The sequence below is a fragment of the Thalassospira indica genome, from assembly GCF_003403095.1.
Lineage (GTDB): Bacteria > Pseudomonadota > Alphaproteobacteria > Rhodospirillales > Thalassospiraceae > Thalassospira > Thalassospira indica.
Genome location: NZ_CP031555.1, coordinates 1,794,902 through 1,812,323, shown reverse-complemented (window position 1 = coordinate 1,812,323; position 17,422 = coordinate 1,794,902). Strand labels below are relative to the sequence as shown.

The following is a 17,422-nucleotide window of genomic DNA, read 5'->3' as shown; positions in this document are numbered from 1 at the left end:
GTTTGTTGGTTCCGGTATCGGAAAACTTATTCCCACTCAATCGTTCCCGGGGGCTTCGAGGTGAAGTCATAGGTGACACGGTTAATGCCGTTGACTTCGTTGATGATCCGATTGGCGATGCGGCCAAGCAGTTCCGGCGGGAACGGGAAGAAATCGGCGGTCATGCCGTCGGTTGAGGTCACGGCACGCAAGGCGCATGCATAATCGTAAGTACGACCATCGCCCATGACGCCAACGGTACGAACCGGGAGAAGCACAGCGAATGCCTGCCAAATGGCGTCATAGAGGCCGGCATTGCGGATTTCTTCGAGATAGATCGCATCAGCCTTGCGCAGCACATCAAGCTTTTCACGCGTGATCGGCTGACCCGGGATACGGATGGCAAGCCCCGGTCCAGGGAACGGGTGACGGCCAACGAAGCTGTCAGGCAGGCCCAGTTCACGGCCAAGGTCGCGGACTTCGTCCTTGAACAGCTCACGAAGCGGTTCGACCAGCTTCATGTTCATGCGTTCCGGAAGGCCGCCGACGTTGTGGTGTGACTTGATGGTGACCGACGGGCCACCGGTGAATGACACACTTTCGATCACGTCGGGATAAAGCGTTCCTTGTGCGAGGAAATCTGCACCGCCGATTTTCTTGGCTTCTTGCTCAAACACTTCGATGAACAGACGGCCAATGGTTTTGCGTTTGGTTTCCGGATCGGTTTCGCCTTCGATGGCACCAATGAAGGTATCCGACGCATCCACATGCACAAGCGGGATATTGTAGTGATCACGGAACAGGGTCACGACCTGATCAGCTTCACCGGCACGCATGAAACCATGGTCAACAAACACGCAGGTCAACTGATCGCCAATCGCTTCGTGGATCAGAACCGCAGTCACCGAGCTATCAACACCGCCTGACAGACCACAAATGACCTTGCCATCACCGACCTGTTTGCGGATTTTGTCAATCGCATCGTCTTTGTAGGCATTCATGGTCCAGTCGCCGGAACAGCCGGCAACACCGTGCGTGAAGTTCTTGAGCAACTGGGCACCATGCGGTGTATGCACCACTTCGGGGTGGAACTGCACAGCGTAGAATTTCTTGTCGTCATTGGCGATAGCCGCAAACGGTGCGCCGTCAGACTTGCCAACAACACGGAAACCATCAGGCAGCGCATCAACACGGTCGCCGTGGCTCATCCAGACCTGTTCGCGGGCGCCTTCGGCCCAGACCCCTTTGAAGAGGTCGCAATCCTCGATCACATCGACAAAGGCGCGACCGAATTCACGGTGGTCAGAGGTCGCAACCTTGCCGCCCAGCTGATTGACCATGGTCTGCTGACCATAGCAGATGCCCAGAACGGGAATGCCAAGCTCAAACACCTTTGCCGGTGCCGAGGGGGCCTTGTCCCAATGGACAGACGCCGGGCCACCCGAAAGGATCACGGCCTTGGGGGCATATTCATCCAGGAACGCGTCCGAGATGTTGTTAAAAGGATGGATCTCGCTATAGACACCGCTTTCGCGCACGCGACGTGCAATCAGCTGGGTGACCTGGGATCCGAAATCAATAATCAGCACGCGATCAGTCATCGGGCCGTATCTCCGTCGAAGATTGGGTTGCGCCGTACATACGCCAAACCATCGTGATGGGCAACCCGGCGCAGATGGTCCCCCAACGATACATTCAAAAAACTTGTCTTGTTGTTACGGTTGTCGCGGTGCAATTGCGGCGGATTTGCGCGCAGAGCACCCCGAAAACCCCACAATTGATCCCTTTTTTCTGCGCAATGGGCGCGCAGTATCTGAGCTAACGGAACGCGGGAAACACCGCGTCCAAGCACGAGCATCAAACGATTGATCAACGCAAGGGACACATCATCATGAGCACTTCCACCGGTAGCAAAATTGCCATGGCCGTCGCGGGCCTTATCCTGATTGCCGGCACGGCAACCGCCATCGCCATGACCCAGAAAGACGGTGGCACCAGCCTGCCGCTTATTGGCACCGAGGAAACCGCACCTGCGCAAAACGGCAAAGACCTGATCCCTGATAGCGCCGAAGAAATCGTTCCGGGCATGAAAAACCTTGAGAACGGCGACGCGTCCAAAGGAAGCGACGGTAGCGCAACTGGCACCGGCACCATCTTTGACGAGCCGGTACAGACCACCGAGTAACGCGCAAACGCGTTGACGGTTAAACAAAATCGGCCCTGCGAGCATCACTCGCAGGGCCTTTTGATTTGCAGGCAGAACAAGGGCGGTGTGAGGCTGGGACTGGGTTCCATATGCCATTACCGCCAGTGTCATTACTTTACCTTGCCTTTTGCAGTGCGCTCGAACACCGCAACAAAGAAACCGTCCGTTCCATGCACATTCGGCGACAAACGCAGCCACGGCTTGTCCTTGCCGCCCGGTACAGGCACTGATTTTGGCGCATCCGGCCAGATTTCATTAACCGGCACCGGTTTGAAATCCTTGCGATCACGCATGAAGGTTTCTATGAGACGTTCGTTTTCCTCGGGCATGATCGAACAGGTCGCATAAATCAGGCGACCGCCCTTGGTCACCTTGGCGGCACCGGCCTTAAGGATTTTGCTTTGTTCAGCCATCAGGCCGCGCAGGTCACGCTGCCCAATGCGCCAGCGCAGTGCGGGGTTACGACGCAGCGTCCCAAGGCCCGAGCACGGAACATCAAGCAACACCCGATCAAAGAAGCCCGACTTGTTACGCAGCCAGCTGTCACGTTCATCGGCAATGATGCGTTGTTGGATGCAATCGCCTGCCCCGGCACGACGTGCACGTTTGCGCGCATTGTCGAGACGACCGCCATGGGTATCACAGGCAAGAATACGGCCCTTGCCGCGCATGTCTGCTGCAAGGCCAAGCGTCTTGCCGCCACCGCCCGCACACATATCCAAAATCGTCATGCCCGGCTTGGCATCGACCAGATGAACACAAATCTGCGATGCTTCGTCCTGGATTTCAATCAGGCCGTCTTTATAGGCCGCCGTGACCAGCATGTTCAAACCAAGCGGCAAACGAAGGCCATTGGGCGCATAGGGGGTGCGTTCGATATCCTTGATGCCATCAGCCTTCAGCGACTTGATTGCGTCTTCGACAGTCCCGCGCAAGCGGTTCACGCGCAGATCAAGTTTGGCCGGCTGGTTATACGCCGCCATTTCGGCTGCAAGGTTTTCGTGATGCAGCTTCATCAGTTCGGTATAAAGCCATTTCGGCAATTCGGCCTTTACCGCACCGGGCTGCGCATCATGATCAAGTGTTTTGCCCGAAAGCTTGTTGATCAGATGCTTTTCATTGGGACGCAAAATATCGGGGCAGAATTGTTCGCCGCAGAAACGGTCTTCGATGTCGCTGGTTGTCAAACCGTCATGCAACACCAGATCGGCGATCATGCGCGCACGACCGTCCTGGAACTGATAATCGCATTCCGCCAGCCACCAGCCCAGACGCGCCTGATGACGGATCAGGTTATAGAAACGTTCGCTGATTTCACGACGATCCCCGCCGCCGATATACCGGCGTGATCCGAAATAGCCTGACACAACGCGGTCAGCGTCATCTCGGTTATGGGTCCAGCCATCGTAAAGTTCGATAACGGCTGCTATGCGGGCACCGGGTTTCAAAGCGTAAAATCCAACCTGTTTGCGGGTGAAAGACTGCTCCGCATATGGGAAGCAAAAAATCACTCTACGATAAAAAAGCTGATGACGGCAGGAAGGCCTGCCGTCATCGAAATTTGAATGCGCCTCATATCATGGCAAAGACCATTCGCCAACAGCGTCAAACGCAAGGCTGGTCAGCCAATCAGCAGGCGCAAGTCCATCAGCCGCCCGGACGATAGTTCGGTGCTTCGCGGGTGATGGTCACGTCGTGCGCATGGCTTTCACGCAGGCCCGCATTGGTGATGCGAACAAATTCTGCACGTTCGCGGAAGTCTGCAAGCGTTGCCGAACCGGTATAGCCCATGGATGCCTTAAGACCGCCAACCAGCTGATGGATGATCTGACCAGCCGGGCCTTTGTAAGGAACGCGGCCTTCGATGCCTTCGGGAACCAGTTTGAGGTTATCCTGAACATCCTGCTGGAAATAACGGTCTGCCGAGCCGCGTGCCATCGCACCGACCGACCCCATACCACGGTAGGATTTGTACGAACGGCCCTGATAGAGGATGACTTCACCCGGGGCTTCGTCAGTACCGGCCAGAAGCGATCCAACCATGCAGGTGCTGGCACCAGCCGCCATCGCCTTGGCAATGTCGCCAGAAAACTTGATGCCGCCATCAGCGATGATCGGAATATCAAGCTTATGGGCCATTTCACCACATTCAAGAACAGCGGTCAGCTGCGGCACGCCAACACCGGCAACGATACGGGTTGTACAAATTGATCCCGGGCCGATACCGACCTTGACCGCATCTGCACCAGCCTCTGCCAGCGCCTTGACGGCGTCTGCGGTGGCGACGTTACCGGCAATGATCTGGGTATCGCCAACCTGGGCCTTGATCTGTTCGACTGCCTTGATCACGCCGGCCGAATGGCCGTGTGCGGTATCAATGACCAGAACGTCGACACCTGCCTCGATCAGGGCAGCGGCGCGTTCAAAGCCGGCCTCGCCGACACCGGTGGCGGCGGCAACGCGCAGGCGACCGCTTTCATCCTTACAAGCGTTCGGGTGCAGTTTGGCTTTTTCGATGTCCTTGACCGTGATCAGGCCGGTGCAACGATAGGCTTCATCGACAACAAGCAGCTTTTCGATACGATGTTGATGCAGAAGCTTTTTGGCCTCGGTGGTGTCGACATTCTCGGTGACCGTGACCAGACCTTCGTGGGTCATCAGTTCGGAAACCGGCTGCGAACGGTTGGAAGCAAAACGGACATCGCGGTTGGTCAGAATGCCGACCAACTTGTTCGAACCACGTTCGACAACCGGGATACCGGAGATGTGGTTGGCATCCATCAGGTCAAGCGCATCGGCAAGCGTTTGATCAGGATGAATGGTGATCGGGTTGACGACCATACCCGATTCGAACTTTTTGACGCGGCGAACTTCTTCGGCCTGCTGTGCGATATCGAGGTTCTTGTGAATGACCCCCATGCCGCCATGCTGTGCCATGACAATCGCCATTGCACTTTCGGTAACGGTATCCATTGCCGAGGAAAGCAGCGGGATTCTGAGTTCAATATTCTTGGTAATGCGGGTGTTGGTCTGCACCTGAGCAGGCAGCACTTCTGATGCTGCGGGTTTGATCAATACGTCGTCAAACGTCAGGGCTTCGGCAATGCGGGTCATCTGGCCACCTCGTTAATCTGAGTTGGCGCGGAATTTATACACGTTATGCCCCAAATGCCAAGTTTTGTGCGCCCATAACAGCCCTGTGATTTTATTGATGCTTTATTTTGCGCATTCCGTTAGAAACTGGTCGATGGGGCTGCCGTCAGGCGAGCCCCTTTTTCATTTCCGCACATGCAAGCCTTGGGAACGCGGACCTAAAGGCTAAAGACAAACTGGTCGTAATCCATGCCAGCGTCATTCAGAAGGTCGGTGACCATCTTGATCCCGCGCGCCATGCCTTCCTTGCGGTTGGCTTCCTTGGCCTCTTCTTCACACAGAGCCTTATAAAGCGGGATGACCTTTTCGACAGCATCACGACGCGGCACGCGGCGGTTGGAATGATACCCGATGATCTTGCCATCCGGACCGAAGCTTGGCGTAACGTTTGCCAAGACCCAATAATGGTCGCCATTGGCGCTGCGGTTGATCACATAGGCGAAAATCTCGCGCCCGGCCTCAATGGTTTGCCAAAGCAGGGCAAAGACCGACCTTGGCATATCGGGATGGCGGATGATGCTGTGTGGCTGACCAAGGATATCGCGTTCACGATACCCAGCGACACGCAGGAACGTGTCATTGGCATATGTAATCCTGCCCTTGAGATCGGTCTTTGAGACGATGATCTCGTGCTCGTCAAAATGACGTTCCACCCCTGTCAGGCTAAGATTGTCCTGTTTCATCAGATAAACCCCACAAGCAATGGCCACCCCACATGGCCCGTTCCACCCGGAATGCAAGATTAACTTCTTGCCACCTTGATCATTAACACCTTGGGCGCGATCAGGGTTTGATGTAACGCAACAATGCCTGAAGAATTATAACTATTCCAGCCTAGCCCATTGTATGAATTGGAATAATTTATTGATGCTTATTCGATCGGCGACCAGTTGTCGTCTTCGCGGATTTCGGCATTCCTGATGTCGTCCTCGGCGTTATTCTGGCCGCGGAAACCGGTTGCGATCAGATAGGCCTCGGGACTTTCGGGGCGCGATGCTGGCGGTTTGGCGTGCTTGGTCACACGGAAGTTCTTTTTGACACGATCAAGAAGCTCGTTCTCGGTACCGCCCTTGAACACCTTGGCAATGAAAATGCCGCCCGGTGCCAGAACTTCCTCGGCAAACAGCAAAGCATGTTCGACCAGATCAATAATACGAATGTGGTCGGTCTGCCGGTGACCGGTGGTTTCCGGTGACATGTCGGAAATCACGGCATCAACCGCGCCCTGCAATTCGTGCTTGATCATGTCCGGCGCCTTGGGATCAAGGAAATCGGCCTGCAAACAGGTCGCACCCGAAATGCCTTCCCATTCAAGGATATCAAGGCCGACAACCTGGCCCTTGCCATGTTTGGAGCCGACCATATCAACAGCCACCTGCGTCCAGCCGCCGGGGGCCGCACCAAGGTCAACAATGCGCATGCCCGGTTGCAACAGATCAAACTGGTTGTTGATTTCAATCAGCTTGAAGGCCGCACGCGAACGATAGCCAAGACGCTTGGCTTCTTGCACATAGGGGTCGTTGAGTTGGCGATCAAGCCAGCGGGTCGAGGAAATCTTGCGCCCCTTGGCACTTTTTACACGCGTACGCAGGCCACGGCGTGCGCCGGTGTCGATGGCTGCAATGGCCGAACCCTTGCGGCGGCGCTGCCCGCCTTTTCCGCTGCGATTGTCGCTCATGATTTATCCTGAACTGAATTCTGTTTTGGCCAGACCTGCCGGGACATGGATGTCAACCGATCAGGAAGAAGCCGGAATATGCGACACTGTATGACGGCGTGCGTCGCATGGGTCAATAGCATGGCCATCTGCGCGCATCAAATCGACCAGAATGCCTTCGCGAAGACCACGGTCGGCGACCTTAAGCGTCGCCAAAGGCCAGATATCACGAATCGCGGCAAAGATCGCCGCCCCGGCATCCATCAGTTCGGCGCGCTGATTGCCAATGCACGGATGGCCCTTGCGTTTGTCCGATCCCATGCGCAGCAAAAGCTCGGTCACGCGTTCAGCATCATCAAACCGCAGATCAGACCCATCGACCTTGTGACGCTCATATCGTTCAAGACCAAGGGCAATGCCGCAGAATGTGGTGACGGTCCCGGATGTGCCAACCATCTGGACCTTATCATCATCAAGCATGTCCGAGCAGCAATTGCGCTTGGCAAATTCTTCAAGACGTTGACGGATTTCGGTGCGCATGGCTTCAAACCGTTCGCGGCGCTCCTCGACCGTGGCATAACGTTCGGTCAGGCACAGAACGCCGCAGGGCATCGACAGGGTTTCAATGCACTGGGTCTTGCCGGTCTTGTCGACCTTGATCCAGCAGATCTCGGTACTGCCACCGCCAATATCAAACACCACCGCATAGGGACGTTCATCCAGAAGGGCCGAGCAGGCCTGAAGCGCCAGACGGCTTTCCTCGTCCGGATTGATGATATCAAGCGAGATACCTGTTTCATCGAAAACGCGATGAACGAATTCATCACGGTTATTGGCAGTGCGGCAGGCCTCGGTTGCAACGGCACGAAGCTTTGCCCCCGGATGGCGGCGCAGTTTTTTGGCACAGACCCGAAGCGCATCAATCGCCCGGTCCATCGCGGCCTCACACAGATAGCCCTTTTCACGCACACCTTCGCCAAGGCGCACGACACGTGAAAAGGCATCAATCACCTTGAAGCCATCATTGCACGGCCGCGCGACCAGAAGTCGGCAGTTTGAACTGCCCAAATCAATCGCGGCATAAAGCGGGGCTGTAATGCAATCGACGATGCGCGATGATTTCGCGCCACCGTCAGGGACCTGAACGGCGGTTCCCGGTTGCGGCATGCCCGGTTTATCGGGGCCATCAAGCACGGCATGCCCGCCCATCGCAGCGCCGCCTGCCGGGCTGCTGCCCCTGTGCGAGTTGCTATGGGGGGATTGGTGCTTCACCGTTCGAAAACCTGCCTTCTGTTACACGCATAATTTCTATATCGCGGATCATCATGATATTTATGTGACGATCTCGCGAATCAACTATATGAGTGTAACGACAATCCCCGGCAAGGCAAATCCCGTATGCGGTAATCGCATGGTTGACCAGATGGAAACAAAAAAAGGGTTGCCAAAACCGGGCGGGTTTTATACATAGCGGCCCACACCGCGCCGCACGTCGCGCACGGTGGACCAAGTTTTGTTGGGGAATAGGTTAACGGTAGACCTACGGACTCTGACTCCGTCAGTCCTGGTTCGAATCCAGGTTCCCCAGCCAACCTTTCCGGACATCGCAGCGCATTCTTCGTCCTGCAATTTGTACGTTCCGGGCTATAAATGACGTACGCAAAGTTCTGTTGGGGAATAGGTTAACGGTAGACCTACGGACTCTGACTCCGTCAGTCCTGGTTCGAATCCAGGTTCCCCAGCCACTTTGCCCCTAACCTTCCCACGGCACTTTCCGACCAACCGCAATGTCGCTGAATTGCAGCGCAAACACGTTCGATTTAAAGTGCCTGATCATTGATGGCATCTATTTTGGACGGAGACGTCGCATGAAGAAGGTTTCTGGTGGCTGCCTGTGCGGTAAAATCCGCTTTGAGACAGGAAATGAGCCGCTTCGGGTCGGGCTGTGTCACTGTATGGATTGCCGCAAGCATCACGGGGCGCTGTTTCACGCCTCGGCCATTTTTCCGGAAACGGCGGTCGAGATTACTGGAAAGACCCAAAGTTATCAGGGGCGGCATTTCTGTCCTGATTGCGGATCGTCAGTGTTTTCATGCAGCGATGACGAGATCGAGCTTCATCTGGGCGCCATGGATGCCCCGGATCAGTTCATCCCGACCTATGAGCTCTGGACGATCCGACGTGAAAAGTGGCTGCCGGAATTTCCTGTCAAACACCTTTACGAGCGCGACTGAACGATCAATCGCGGTAACAGCACCTACTCACTTAAATGGCAAGGCGGTGATGTTTGATCGGGTTTGTCCGCATCACCTGTGGCCTGCCCGTCAATATAGCGCGTCCCCTGATCGGTGATCAGCACATCGACAGGCACGTCATATTGATGAGGAAGAATGTCATCAAGCCGGGTGGCTTCTAGTCCGATACCCACCACCAGCGGTTTTCGCGTCGCGGCCGCCAGTGTCCGGTCAAAAAAGCCGCCGCCATATCCCAGACGATACCCTGCCGGATCGAACCCGACCAATGGGGCCAGAAGCACATTTACAGCGACTTCCTTGCTATTGGCTGGTTCGGGGATTCGTGCAAATCCCGGCACCATTTCGGTATCGGGCGTCCAGTCATGAAAGATCATCGCTTGATCCTTGCCTGGAACCACCGGAAGGGCTGCCTTCCCGCCTGATTTGACATGGGCAGCGATCACCGGACGCAGATCAATTTCGTTCTGGATCGGCCAATAAAAACCGATCGTTGCGGCGGGCCGATCTTTCAGGAAGGTCGCGAAATGACCACGGACTTGATCGGAGAGTTTCTGGTGGGTTTGCGCATCAAGACCGGCGCGCCAGCCAAGCAAAGCGCGCCTGACCGCGTGGCGCCATTCCGACTGTGTGGTTGCATCACCGCCAACAGGTGCGGCAGGAAGATCAAGGATCATGAATGCTCGGAGAGTTTGCTGGTTTGATAAAAGTCACGCGTTAAGGCCACACCAAAAAGCGGGCCCCAAAAACGCATAACGCGCCGGAAGGCCGGCGCGTTAACGGTTGTCAGCAAAGAAAGCTGCAAGCCAGATAGAAATTTAGAGAATGGCGAGTTCTTCTGCCGACATGCGGCCGTTGCGACCTTCAATCAGCTCAAACTGAATTTTCTGCCCTTCATCAAGTCCCTGCAGACCAGCACGCTGAACAGCGGTGATGTGCACGAATGCATCTTTGCCGCCCTCGTCCGGGGTGATGAAGCCATAACCCTTGGTCGCATTGAACCACTTAACCGTTCCGGTAGCCATATCCGTAGTCGTCCTTAGTTTAGTATGCGCATCCCCAAAGTCAGGAATGCATGAAAACAGTCCCTGCAGTACACCGACCAAATGCGCAACCACCATCAACCAGAGAGCGACCACACACTTGAAAGATGCACTGCATCGTTTCAATAATTACCCAATTTTCGGCTTAGTGCAATGGATTCATGCATGAAGTTCTTTTTTCGCTACCACGCGTAATCGACCATGTGACGCAGGTCACCATGCGGCACCTGCCCGGAACCGGACACACCCATAGATGAATCAAATGCCGAAACGAATTCCCGTAAAGGTTCTGTATCGCGGCAGATCAGCGAGATGTCGACGGTGATCACCGGGGGCAGCTCGGCCTCGATGATCTCGGTTCGGCCAAACATGCGGATATTGGTGCTGTCACCGATGATCCCGGTCAGTCGTCCGGCCGCAAGCAGCTCGACAGCCTGCTCGAGACTTCCAAGATCATGCCAGACGATCTCACCACGCAGCGACAGACTCGGCCTTGGCAGATTGGCAAGAATTCCGATATCGACCTGCGGCAGGGTGCGGATATCGGCACCGATACGCTGGAACACGCGAAGTTCGAAGCGAACCTTGCTTTTTGAGGCAATGGTGTCCTCAAAACGTGCCGGGTGGGATGCAAGAATACAGTCGGTCAGCCCCGCATCAAGCGCATCACGAAAACGGTTATAGGGAAAAACATCAAAGGCAACCGGACGCTGTTGCGCGCCAAGCAGGGTAATGAACCGCCGCTGACCGGGAAGAGCATATTGGCTCCATTTGGCGTCAAACACGATATTGCTGGCAACGCGCACCGCATCAGTTGCGTTCGCGCCAGAAACACCAAGACCGCAGACAACAAAAAGCCCGACAAACAGGGCTGCTCGCATCGCTATTCGGCTGGTAACAAGGATCAATTAAACGCCCTGCCCTAGTGGTTATTACAGATGCCGTCACGCGCAAGCCGTTCCCGGGCAACATTCGACTAATAGCCATATAAGGTCGCCCGATCTGAATACCAGATAGTGATAATAGAAAGACTGCCCCGCACACCGTCAGGAAGGATGAAATGAAGTTCTTGCGCCAAATTGGGGCAGAAGGCCCGACAGCCTGAAAATGGATAAAATCAGCAGATTTTCATGGCAGGCAGAGTGATCATTCTACGATCCGGCGTCGTATATGCCAGTACCGACTTTTCAGGCGTCAAGCGCAAGACGCCGTTGTCACCTGACAATTATAAAGCCATTCATTCGGGATGTCTGAATTTGTCATTGTCTGAGGGGTAGAAGTGCGTGACAAAGCCCCTTGCTTTAGACGATGATAGAGCAAGCCTAATATAAAAAGTATATCTTGCACCTAAATGTGCACGGGCACCCTAGAGCATCGGTTAATAGCGATGCAGGGTCTAAGTTGGGACACGCTTGACTGAATGGATATGATATTCGGATCGGATAACAGGAAGTGACAGCGACAACCAAGATCGCAAACCCACGCGACATTGCGCATAACGTTATGGCGCTCGTCAACGAGCTCAACTTGCAGCCGACGCCACAGGTTTACCATGTTTTCTACAGCTACCTGACAGACGAGGTGCCCGAACTCAGTCAGTTGATCAAGGTCTTGATCCGCAACACGCAGGATCTTGATGAAGAGACTGTTTTCCGAATTTACCACAAGTACCTCGGCACCCACGCGATGCAACAGCATCTGAAACAGGGGGTCGAGGGCCTGCAGTCTGCTGTCGAACGTGTGGAAATGGCAGTTACGTCGGTCATGCGGGAGACGGATACTTTCTGTGGCGATATCGAGGTCGCATCACAGCAGTTGCTGGCCTCGGACATCTCATTGGAGGACGCCCGGTCTGTCAGCCGTGGCTTGTCAGAAAGATCCAGCAAAGCGCGCGATACATACAGCTCCTTTAACGGCAGCCTTGAGGAATATCACAAGGAAGTTCTCAGGGTTCGTACCGAGCTTGAGCTTGTCCGCCGGGATGCCCTGACCGACACCTTGACCGGAATTGCCAACCGCAAGAATTTTGACACGTCGCTTCGCGATGCGGTGACGACGACAATGGAGTCCGGCGCGCCATTATCGCTTTTGATGATCGATATCGATCACTTCAAGGAATTCAACGATAATTTCGGGCACCGTGCCGGTGACGGTGTCCTGAAGGCTGTGGCGCGGGTGCTGGTCAGTTCGACAAAGGGCGCAGACACTGTTGCCCGTTATGGAGGCGAGGAGTTTGCGATCATCCTGCCCGATACCGAGCCGGAGAACGCCGCAAAACTCGCCAACAAGTTGCGACAAAACGTGTCAAACCAACATATTATAAACAAAAAAACCGGCAAGGATTTCGGCAAGTTAACCGTTTCAATTGGCTTGACGGCCTATAATCTTGGAGAGAATATAATGGAGTTTGTGGACCGTGCGGACAAAGCGCTTTATATGGCAAAGCAGGATGGCAGGAACACCTGCGTCACGCAGTAAAAAGCGCTCTGGCGGACCACGTCAAAACAGGGCATGAATGAAGACATCTCTGAAAACAGAGAGTTCGAAGACAAAACCAAGAACCGACCAAGACACCGAGCTAACACACATGTCCGAATAGGCCAAAAGAGCAGAACCGATGACCTAACAATCGGACCTGCGATGTACAACATAGTAATGTGTTGCACCGGCTTTGCAGGGCGGAGAAGCAGATGAAGACACCCAATAGCGAACGTAAAATCGAGCTAACGCACAAGATTTTCAAAACGTTCGAAGAATGCCACTTTCAGAAGTCTGATATCTCAGACGAAGCTCTTTTTGTCCTGAAAATGGCAGAAGGATCGGTTGTGTCTTTGCCACTTAAGGCCATTTGCCGCGAATTCGACATCGACCCGAACTCTGCGGATGGTGAGCTGATCGGTCTGATCGACAAGTCGCTTAACTTTGTCAACGTCCTGCGCCCGGGCGACAACCTGCCGCTTGAAGTTCTGACCGGTGAAGCATCATGGGCTGTTGACGAAGATCACAAGGCGATTGCCTATAACCGTATTACCATGCAGTTGGTAACCTGGATGTCGGGGAGTGAAGAACTCATCACCGACCCGGACCAACTGATGCAGATCGCCGAAGATCCGAACACCAAAAAGAAGATCAACCAGGCTTTTGACGAAGTTGCCGAAAAGCTCGGGTTTGGCAAAGAAAACCGCGAAGAAGTCGTCAATCTTGTACATCAGGTCGCTGATGAGCTGTCCTATATTGAGACGCTCCGCGTGAAGTATCGCAAGATCCTGATGGTGGATCGCAAGTTGCAGGACCTTCGCCGCATCTATGCACATGAAAAAGGTGTTCTCGAAACCGTCACGCAGGCTATTCGCCTGCTTGATGACGCCAAGAAGAAGTTCGAAAACACGTTTGACGAACTGGATGCCAATACCGGCGAGATCATGTCAGTTCTGCGTAACTTCACGTCGCAGCGCCAATATATCCGCAGCCAGCGTGATGACCTTTACAAACGTCTGCGCGCGTGGGAACCGCTGATCGAACAGTGGGAAGAGCTTGAACTGGAACGCGGTCCAAAGGCTGTCAATCTGGTCAAACAGACCTATCAGTTCCTGGCCCCGCGCTTCATGAAGGTCAAGCAATGGCTGCTGATGACCAAGGTGCAGGACGGTGTTTCCGAACAACACAGCTTCAAGAACGAAGACGAACGCATGGGCAAGCTCAAAGGCAAAATGATGCAGTGGTAGCCCTGCCCGCCGTGCTAGGGAATAGAAAAAGGCGCGCTGTTCAAGCGCGCCTTTTGTGTTTCGAAACTGCCTTGTCGACCTGCCTTAGCGGGCCTTCTCACCGGTCATGGTGATTTTAAGCGCCACATGATCATCCAGAACGGCAATCGATTTTGACGCATTGGCCGGCACCGGGACCTTGCGATCAATGCAATAGGCAATCATCGCAGCCGCAAGTTCTGCGCCTGCAGTTGGCACAATCAGCTTTTGACCTTCATCAGAAGTAACCGTCATACGCGCGATGACTTCCGGTTTGCGTTCCACCTCAAAGCTGCTGATCTGACCGGGCGGAAGCGCCTTTCCGGTGCGTCGACCATGGGCCAGAATTGCCTTGATCAGTTCGCCGTCCTCGAAAACGATACAGCGTATCTCGCGCATGGTCGGAAATCCTCAAAACAGTTGTTTGATTACATATTGTTATGATGAAACAACAAAACAAACATCAAATTCAGTCAACGCGTTGAAATAATGCCCAAAGCACGACCAAACGCCGCGAGCGGCCACCAGATCAGCTGCTTGCCAACCAGATGCCAACGCCGATCATCAATGTTCCTGCAACCCGATTGAGGATGCGCACGTTACCGCTTTTTTCAAGGAAGCGACGCAACGACCGCCCACCGGTGGCATACATCGTCATGCAGATCAGTTCGGTGACCAGAATGATCGCGACCAGCACCGAAAGCTGTGGCGCGATGGGATGCTGCAAACTGATAAATGGCGGCAGCAGGGAAATCATAAAGGCCCAGCCCTTGGGGTTGGCAATCGCGGTAACAAAGCCCTGTGCTGCCAGCCCGGCTGCTGTTGCTGTCTTGACACCTTCGACTTCGCCGGAAATTGCCATGCGCCCGCGCGAGCGCCACAACTGAATGCCAAGCCACGCCAGATAGGCCCCGCCGATATACTTAAACACCGCGAACACGGCCGGATATTGCAGCATGATCGCCGCCACGCCCAGTGCCGAGGCAACCACCACAATGCCCACACCGATCAGTTCACCCACCATCATCCAGAGTGTGCGTTTCAGACCAATTGTCATGCCAAGGGTCAGCGCAAGTGTCATGCACATACCCGGCGTAATGGAGACAAAGAAGGCCGTGGGGATGAAAGCCCCGATCAACGACAAACTCAGCATAATGGTTCCTGTGGCTTGGATGGCGCTCCGCCCTGACCGTCACCATTGGGGGCGTGACGTCATCAGGGACGAAATCACTACCCGATTAGTCAAATTCCGACCAGTATCTTTTTGGTATGGCCGAAATGACATTTCGGTTGCCGTATCGACGGTACCAAAACAGCACAATGGCTCGAATATCGTAACAGAAACGCACGAGCCAAACCCGGCCCCGCTAAATTCCACTCAAAAAACAGACCAAAAGGTACAAAAATTACTTGACCTGAAGGGGCCCGCCGACGAAATTGGGGACGTCGCCAGCAACAGCTGGCATTCAAAGCCAATTGATGAAGACCGATGACCGCAGACATTTGCAACATTGATGCATATGCCGACCGTGCCGAAGCCACCGCTTCGCGCGCGCTTGCGCTGTCTGCCCTCAACCTAATTTCCGGTCTCCTTGGTCTAGCAGAGCTAGGCGCTCTACGACTTACTCGCCCCTGAGCGAATCATGCCGGTCCGGATCACACGAATAGCTTGTCGATCCATTTACCGCAGCTCAGGGGAAAAAGTCGCGCCAGACGGCCCGCACTCCTTCCAGACAGAATTTACATACCGGGCAAAGACCCGTTTGATCAGGAAACAAGATAATGGCTAGTGCAAACGACAATCGCGTCATCATTTTTGACACCACCCTGCGTGACGGGGAACAGTCCCCGGGTGCATCGATGACGCTTGATGAAAAGCTGCGCGTGGCGCACGCACTGGCGGAACTGAAGGTTGATGTCATCGAAGCAGGCTTTGCCATCGCATCGAACGGCGACTTCCAGTCCGTCCATGAAATCGCCAAGCAGGTCAAAGGACCGACCATCTGTTCTCTGGCACGTGCCGCCAAGGGCGACATCGAACGCGCGGCAGAGGCATTGGAACCGGCTGAAAACAAACGTATCCACACCTTCATCTCCACCAGCCCCCTGCATATGAAATACAAATTGCAGATGGAACCGGAACGCGTTCTGGAAAAGGTGATTGAAAGTGTGACACTGGCGCGCAAGTTCACCGACGATGTTGAATGGTCGGCAGAAGACGGTTCGCGTACCGAACATGACTTCCTGTGCCGTTGCGTCGAAGCGGCCATTGATGCCGGTGCGACCACCATCAACATCCCCGATACGGTTGGCTACACCACGCCGACTGAATATGCCGAACTGATGACCATGCTGTTTAACCGCGTGCCCAACATCGACAAGGCGATCCTGTCGGTTCACTGCCACAACGATTTGGGTATGGCGGTTGCCAACTCGATCTCGGCGGTCAATGCAGGGGCGCGTCAGATCGAATGCACGATCAACGGTCTGGGCGAACGTGCCGGTAACGCCGCACTTGAAGAAATTGTGATGGCCATCAACACCCGTAACGATGCCTTCCCGTTCACCACCGGCATTGATACCACCAAGATCATGAACGCATCGCGTCTGGTTTCCGCTGTTTCCGGCTTTGTCGTACAGCCAAACAAGGCAATCGTTGGTGCCAATGCGTTTGCCCATGAAAGCGGCATCCATCAGGACGGCTTCCTGAAGAATTCCGAAACCTATGAAATCATGAAGCCGGAATCGATTGGCTTGAACAAATCAAGCCTGGTCATGGGCAAGCATTCCGGTCGTCATGCATTCAAGGAAAAGCTCAAGGAACTGGGCTTTACCGATTTGGGTGACAACGCGATTGAAGATGCCTTTGCACGCTTCAAGGACTTGGCCGACAAGAAAAAAGAAGTCTATGACGATGACATCGTCGCTCTGGTCGATGACGGCATGCGCGACAACGAACATATCAAGTTCGTTGGCCTGACCGTTACTTGTGGCTCCAAAGGTCCGCAGACCGCAGAACTGGAATTGACCGTCGACGGCGAAACCCGCACGGCCAAGACCACCGGCGATGGCCCGATTGATGCGACGTTTAACGCGATCAAGGAAATCTATCCGCATGACTGGCGCCTGAAACTCTATCAGGTGCATGCCGTAACCGAGGGCACCGACGCCCAAGGCACGGTCACAGTCAAACTCGACGGCGAAGATCGCACGGTTGTCGGCAACGCATCGGATACCGATACCGTGGTTGCATCCTGCCTTGCCTATGTCACGGCAGTGAACAAGCTGATCGAAAAAAGCAAGAAAACCGCACCGGATGCGATGGCATCCTAAGCATATCTTACCGGTTTACATCCAAAGGGCGGCACCTGTGCCGCCCTTTTCTTATG

16 protein-coding genes and 2 tRNA genes are annotated in these 17,422 nt (G+C 54.5%); 7 read left to right on the top strand and 11 right to left on the bottom strand.

From position 1 onward, the window contains the following. Positions 1-26: 26 nt before the first annotated feature. Positions 27-1,580, bottom strand: a complete 1,554-nt coding sequence (guaA, locus tag DY252_RS08460; RefSeq protein ID WP_064790494.1) for a glutamine-hydrolyzing GMP synthase — start codon at positions 1,578-1,580, stop codon at positions 27-29. A 290-nt stretch (positions 1,581-1,870) separates the two neighbouring features. Between guaA and DY252_RS08455 the strand changes: the two genes are divergently transcribed. Beyond that, positions 1,871-2,164 carry a hypothetical protein gene (locus tag DY252_RS08455; RefSeq protein WP_064790493.1) on the top strand — a complete coding sequence of 98 codons (294 nt, stop codon included), beginning with the start codon at positions 1,871-1,873 and terminating at the stop codon, positions 2,162-2,164. Positions 2,165-2,295: 131 nt separating this feature from the next. On the opposite strand, the gene DY252_RS08450 is transcribed toward DY252_RS08455, so the two are convergent. The 5 genes from DY252_RS08450 to DY252_RS08430 all read right to left on the bottom strand — a co-directional run bounded on the left by DY252_RS08450 (position 2,296) and on the right by DY252_RS08430 (position 8,267). Next, positions 2,296-3,633 carry an RsmB/NOP family class I SAM-dependent RNA methyltransferase gene (locus DY252_RS08450; RefSeq protein WP_008892167.1) on the bottom strand — a complete coding sequence of 446 codons (1,338 nt, stop codon included), beginning with the start codon at positions 3,631-3,633 and terminating at the stop codon, positions 2,296-2,298. A gap of 199 nt (positions 3,634-3,832) precedes the next feature. Further along, the gene (gene guaB / locus DY252_RS08445) at positions 3,833-5,299 is read right to left on the bottom strand and encodes an IMP dehydrogenase (protein WP_064782292.1); all 1,467 of its coding nucleotides are present in this window, start codon (positions 5,297-5,299) and stop codon (positions 3,833-3,835) included. A 197-nt stretch (positions 5,300-5,496) separates the two neighbouring features. Beyond that, positions 5,497-6,021, bottom strand: coding sequence for a PAS domain-containing protein (locus DY252_RS08440; RefSeq protein WP_040824713.1), 525 nt, complete (start codon positions 6,019-6,021; stop codon positions 5,497-5,499). Between the two features lie 188 nt (positions 6,022-6,209). Next, complete coding sequence (locus DY252_RS08435) at positions 6,210-7,016, bottom strand: RlmE family RNA methyltransferase (RefSeq protein WP_082923611.1); 807 nt, start codon at positions 7,014-7,016, stop codon at positions 6,210-6,212. A 60-nt stretch (positions 7,017-7,076) separates the two neighbouring features. Further along, positions 7,077-8,267 carry a Ppx/GppA phosphatase family protein gene (locus tag DY252_RS08430; RefSeq protein WP_231959816.1) on the bottom strand — a complete coding sequence of 397 codons (1,191 nt, stop codon included), beginning with the start codon at positions 8,265-8,267 and terminating at the stop codon, positions 7,077-7,079. 245 nt (positions 8,268-8,512) lie between these two features. On the opposite strand from DY252_RS08430, the gene DY252_RS08425 reads away from it, so the two are divergent. From DY252_RS08425 to DY252_RS08415, 3 genes are all read left to right on the top strand, one after another. After that, positions 8,513-8,586, top strand: a tRNA-Gln gene (locus tag DY252_RS08425). Between the two features lie 80 nt (positions 8,587-8,666). Further along, positions 8,667-8,740 (top strand) — tRNA-Gln (locus DY252_RS08420). 123 nt (positions 8,741-8,863) lie between these two features. Then, on the top strand, positions 8,864-9,229 hold the full coding sequence (locus tag DY252_RS08415) for a GFA family protein (protein WP_064789850.1): 366 nt from the start codon (positions 8,864-8,866) through the stop codon (positions 9,227-9,229). 23 nt (positions 9,230-9,252) lie between these two features. On the opposite strand, the gene DY252_RS08410 is transcribed toward DY252_RS08415, so the two are convergent. The 3 genes from DY252_RS08410 to DY252_RS08400 all read right to left on the bottom strand — a co-directional run bounded on the left by DY252_RS08410 (position 9,253) and on the right by DY252_RS08400 (position 11,198). Next, the gene (locus DY252_RS08410; protein ID WP_064789851.1) at positions 9,253-9,924 is read right to left on the bottom strand and encodes a 5-formyltetrahydrofolate cyclo-ligase; all 672 of its coding nucleotides are present in this window, start codon (positions 9,922-9,924) and stop codon (positions 9,253-9,255) included. 141 nt (positions 9,925-10,065) lie between these two features. After that, positions 10,066-10,272, bottom strand: coding sequence for a cold-shock protein (locus DY252_RS08405; RefSeq protein ID WP_008892097.1), 207 nt, complete (start codon positions 10,270-10,272; stop codon positions 10,066-10,068). 200 nt (positions 10,273-10,472) lie between these two features. Beyond that, positions 10,473-11,198, bottom strand: a complete 726-nt coding sequence (locus DY252_RS08400) for a hypothetical protein (RefSeq protein WP_129542698.1) — start codon at positions 11,196-11,198, stop codon at positions 10,473-10,475. A gap of 544 nt (positions 11,199-11,742) precedes the next feature. On the opposite strand from DY252_RS08400, the gene DY252_RS08395 reads away from it, so the two are divergent. Together DY252_RS08395 and DY252_RS08390 are read left to right on the top strand one after the other, a co-directional pair. After that, a complete protein-coding gene (locus tag DY252_RS08395; protein ID WP_064789853.1) occupies positions 11,743-12,768 on the top strand; it encodes a GGDEF domain-containing protein in 1,026 nt (341 codons plus the stop codon). Between the two features lie 212 nt (positions 12,769-12,980). Next, on the top strand, positions 12,981-14,015 hold the full coding sequence (locus DY252_RS08390; protein ID WP_064789854.1) for a hypothetical protein: 1,035 nt from the start codon (positions 12,981-12,983) through the stop codon (positions 14,013-14,015). Between the two features lie 84 nt (positions 14,016-14,099). Here the strand turns inward: DY252_RS08390 and DY252_RS08385 are convergent, their stop codons facing one another. Both DY252_RS08385 and DY252_RS08380 read right to left on the bottom strand, forming a co-directional pair. Further along, a complete protein-coding gene (locus DY252_RS08385; RefSeq protein WP_008892093.1) occupies positions 14,100-14,432 on the bottom strand; it encodes a hypothetical protein in 333 nt (110 codons plus the stop codon). 130 nt (positions 14,433-14,562) lie between these two features. Next, positions 14,563-15,186 carry a LysE family translocator gene (locus DY252_RS08380; RefSeq protein ID WP_064789855.1) on the bottom strand — a complete coding sequence of 208 codons (624 nt, stop codon included), beginning with the start codon at positions 15,184-15,186 and terminating at the stop codon, positions 14,563-14,565. Positions 15,187-15,815: 629 nt separating this feature from the next. Here DY252_RS08380 and DY252_RS08375 point away from each other — a divergent pair. Then, the gene (locus DY252_RS08375; RefSeq protein WP_008892090.1) at positions 15,816-17,366 is read left to right on the top strand and encodes a 2-isopropylmalate synthase; all 1,551 of its coding nucleotides are present in this window, start codon (positions 15,816-15,818) and stop codon (positions 17,364-17,366) included. The last annotated feature ends 56 nt before the right edge of the window (positions 17,367-17,422 follow it).

Excerpts from the sequence above, each read along its gene's own strand:
- guaA (WP_064790494.1), bottom strand. The coding sequence starts at position 1,580 with ATGACTGATCGCGTGCTGATTATTGATTTCGGATCCCAGGTCACCCAG.
- DY252_RS08455 (WP_064790493.1), top strand. The coding sequence starts at position 1,871 with ATGAGCACTTCCACCGGTAGCAAAATTGCCATGGCCGTCGCGGGCCTT.
- guaB (WP_064782292.1), bottom strand. The coding sequence starts at position 5,299 with ATGACCCGCATTGCCGAAGCCCTGACGTTTGACGACGTATTGATCAAA.
- DY252_RS08440 (WP_040824713.1), bottom strand. The coding sequence starts at position 6,021 with ATGAAACAGGACAATCTTAGCCTGACAGGGGTGGAACGTCATTTTGAC.
- DY252_RS08435 (WP_082923611.1), bottom strand. The coding sequence starts at position 7,016 with ATGAGCGACAATCGCAGCGGAAAAGGCGGGCAGCGCCGCCGCAAGGGT.
- DY252_RS08415 (WP_064789850.1), top strand. The coding sequence starts at position 8,864 with ATGAAGAAGGTTTCTGGTGGCTGCCTGTGCGGTAAAATCCGCTTTGAG.
- DY252_RS08410 (WP_064789851.1), bottom strand. The coding sequence starts at position 9,924 with ATGATCCTTGATCTTCCTGCCGCACCTGTTGGCGGTGATGCAACCACA.
- DY252_RS08405 (WP_008892097.1), bottom strand. The coding sequence starts at position 10,272 with ATGGCTACCGGAACGGTTAAGTGGTTCAATGCGACCAAGGGTTATGGC.
- DY252_RS08390 (WP_064789854.1), top strand. The coding sequence starts at position 12,981 with ATGAAGACACCCAATAGCGAACGTAAAATCGAGCTAACGCACAAGATT.
- DY252_RS08385 (WP_008892093.1), bottom strand. The coding sequence starts at position 14,432 with ATGCGCGAGATACGCTGTATCGTTTTCGAGGACGGCGAACTGATCAAG.
- DY252_RS08380 (WP_064789855.1), bottom strand. The coding sequence starts at position 15,186 with ATGCTGAGTTTGTCGTTGATCGGGGCTTTCATCCCCACGGCCTTCTTT.
- DY252_RS08375 (WP_008892090.1), top strand. The coding sequence starts at position 15,816 with ATGGCTAGTGCAAACGACAATCGCGTCATCATTTTTGACACCACCCTG.